Origin of the sequence: Streptomyces sp. DvalAA-14, from assembly GCF_900091855.1 — a bacterium.
GTDB lineage: Bacteria > Actinomycetota > Actinomycetes > Streptomycetales > Streptomycetaceae > Actinacidiphila.
Genome location: NZ_FMCH01000401.1, coordinates 1 through 2,429 on the forward strand (window position 1 = coordinate 1; position 2,429 = coordinate 2,429).

Below are 2,429 nucleotides of genomic sequence, written 5' to 3' on the forward strand. Positions count from 1 at the left end.
CGGCACCGCGCACGCCGCGGAGCCGGCGGCGGGCGGCGCGGCGGGCCCGCTCCAGCGGGCCTTCGGCGCCGCCTCCCAGCGCTACCACGTACCGTCGAGCGTGCTGCTCGGTGTGTCCTACCTGGAGTCCCGCTGGGACGATCACCGGGGCATGCCGAGCGTCACCGGCGGCTACGGGCCGATGCACCTGACCGACGCCCGGACCGCGCTGGCCCAGCACCCCGGCGCCGCGGTCGGCGACGGCGCGGACGACGGCCGCGGCGACGACTCCCGGCCGCTGATCACCGCGGCGGCCATCGAGGCACCCGATGTGGCGGCCCTGCCGGCCGACCTCACCACGCTGGACCGGGCGGCGACCTTGACCGGCCTGCCCGCCGGCGCGCTGCGCACCGACGCCGGCGTCAACGTGGCCGGCGGCGCCGCGCTGCTGGCCGACACCCAGAAGTCGCTGGGCGAGCCGCTGAGCGCGGATCCCGCCGACTGGTACGCCGCGGTGGCCCGCTACTCGGGCGCCGACGACCGGGCCACCGCCGACTCCTTCGCGGACGACGTGTTCGACGTGATCCGGCAGGGCCAGACGCGGACCACCGACGCCGGGCAGCGGGTGACGCTGGCCGCGCTGCCAACCCTGCGGCCCGCGTCGGGCCAGGCCGGCCGGGTCGGGCTGCGCCCGGCGGACACCGCCGGGACCGAGTGCCCGCCGGGGCTGGGCTGCGAGTGGGTGCCGGCCCCGTACGAGGAGATCGGCGGCGGTGACTACGGCAACCACGACCTCGCCGACCGCCCGCACGACGAGAAGATCGACACCATCGTCATCCACGACACCGAGGGCTACTGGGACACGGCGATGCAGCTGGTCCAGGACCCGACGTACCTGGCCTGGCACTACACCGTGCGGTCGTCCGACGGGCATGTCGCCCAGCACCTGCGGACCCAGGACGTCGGCTGGCACGCGGGCAACTGGTACACCAACGCCAAGTCGATCGGCATCGAGCACGAGGGCTTCCTGGTCGATCCGGACGCCTGGTACACCGAGGCGATGTACCGCTCCTCGGCGCGGCTGGTGAAGTACCTGGCCGCCGAGTACCACATCCCGCTGGACCGCCAGCACATACTCGGCCACGACAACGTGCCGGGGCCGACCGCCTCCTACATCCCGGGCATGCACACCGACCCGGGCCCGTACTGGGACTGGGGCCACTACCTGGACCTGCTCGGCGCGCCGGTCCGCGCCACGGCCGGTTCCTGGGGCGGCATCGTGACCGTCGACCCGGACTACGCGACGAACCAGCCCGTCTACACCGGCTGCGTCACCGCGGGCGACACCTGCCCGGCGCACGGTTCGACCGCGATCCGGCTCTACACCGCGCCCAGCGCGGACGCGCCGCTGGTCCAGGACATCGGGCTGCACGGCGCCGGCGGAGCCAGCACCACCGGGGTGAACGACATGGGGGCCCGTGCCTCGACCGGCCAGCAGTTCGCGGTCGCCGGCCGCGACGGCGACTGGACGGCGGTGTGGTACCTCGGCCAGAAGGCGTGGTTCCGCAATCCGGCGTCCGACCCGACGGCGGTCAACGCGGTCGGCCTGGTGATCACCCCGAAGAAGGGCCGGGCCGCCATACCCGTCTACGGCCGCGCCTACCCCGAGGCGTCCGCCTTCCCGCCCGGTGTGCCGGTGCAGGCGCTCAGCCCGATGCCCTACCAGGTGCCCGCCGGGCAGCGCTATGTGGTGGGCGGCGCGGTGCGCGGCGAGTACTTCTACGCGGTCACCTTCGACACCGCGGGCCACCAGGTGGTGCGCGGCAAGCAGCTCTACTACGAGATCCAGCTGGGAGCCCGGGTGGAGTACGTCATGGCCGACGATGTGACGCTGCTGCCGTCCGTGCTCGGCGCGCCACGCTGAGCCGGCGGGTTCCGGCGGCCGGCCGGGCCCGGGCGACCGGGCTCAGCCGGCCTGGAACATCGCCGCCGGCAGCGGCTTGAGCAGCTGGTAGAGATCGTCGGTGATCGGCCGGTCCCAGGTGGCGATGGTGACCTGCACGCCGTCGCTGCGGTCGAACTGGGCGCAGGCCACCCGCGACTCGGAGATCTTGATCCGCCGCACGATCAGCAGCCCGTCGCCGTGCATCACCGGGGTGTCCTCGGACGAGGTCACCTCGGCGGGCTCGTCGTTGCCAAGGGCGGCCAGCAGCTGGGCCACCTCGAACGGCACCTGGCCCTCCTGCAGCTCACGGGCGGGCGAGCCGGGCGGCAGATTCCCGATCAGCATGGCCGGGCCGCGACCGCCGAACAGGTCGTAGCGCAAGTAGATGCCCTGGCAGCGGCCGTCCGGCCCCGGCAGCAGGCCCGCTCCCAGGTCACCGGGCCAGTCCCCCCGGGTCCATCGCGAGGACGTCGAAGTCCGGACCGGTGGGCGTGGCTGCGCTACG

1 protein-coding gene and 1 pseudogene are annotated in these 2,429 nt (G+C 74.1%); one reads left to right on the top strand and one right to left on the bottom strand.

What is annotated here, in order from left to right; all coding sequences use genetic code 11:
- A partial coding sequence (locus tag GA0115240_RS21310) for an N-acetylmuramoyl-L-alanine amidase (RefSeq protein WP_107407181.1) occupies positions 1 to 1,903 on the top strand: 1,903 nt, incomplete at its 5' end.
- Positions 1,904 to 1,945: 42 nt separating this feature from the next.
- Here GA0115240_RS21310 and GA0115240_RS21315 read toward each other — a convergent pair.
- Positions 1,946 to 2,429: pseudogene (locus tag GA0115240_RS21315) on the bottom strand (hypothetical protein); the annotation flags it as partial.